The sequence below is a fragment of the Streptomyces sp. BE303 genome (assembly GCF_036290945.1).
GTDB lineage: Bacteria > Actinomycetota > Actinomycetes > Streptomycetales > Streptomycetaceae > Kitasatospora.
Window position 1 is genome coordinate 1 of record NZ_JAQYWZ010000527.1, and the last position, 336, is coordinate 336.

Sequence of the window (336 nt, forward strand, 5' to 3'; positions counted from 1 at the left end):
GGGTTTGGTGTGCGGGAGGGGGGGGGGTTGTTTGCTGGTCCGCGGCGTGCGCGAGGGGGGCTGGGGGGTGTTCGCGAGCCTGCTCGTGCGCAGCGCACGGCCCGAGGGCTGGGCCCCCCCCCGCCCCCGCCGGCCCCCCCCCCCCCCCCCCCCCCCCCCCCCCCCCCCCCCCAACCCCCCCCACAAAAACAAAAAAAACCCACACAAAAAAAAACCAAAAAAAAAACCACACAAAAGAAAAAAAAAAAAAAAAAAACCAAACCCAAACCCCCACCCACGTAAGCCCCCAACACACACCGCACAAAAAAAAATAAAAAAAACCCCCCCCCCACCACA

At 62.2% G+C, this 336-nt stretch carries 1 protein-coding gene; it reads right to left on the reverse strand.

What is annotated here, in order from left to right; all coding sequences use genetic code 11:
* On the reverse strand, nt 1-336 hold a 336-nt coding region (locus tag PUR56_RS43395), incomplete at both ends, for a hypothetical protein (RefSeq protein WP_329948749.1).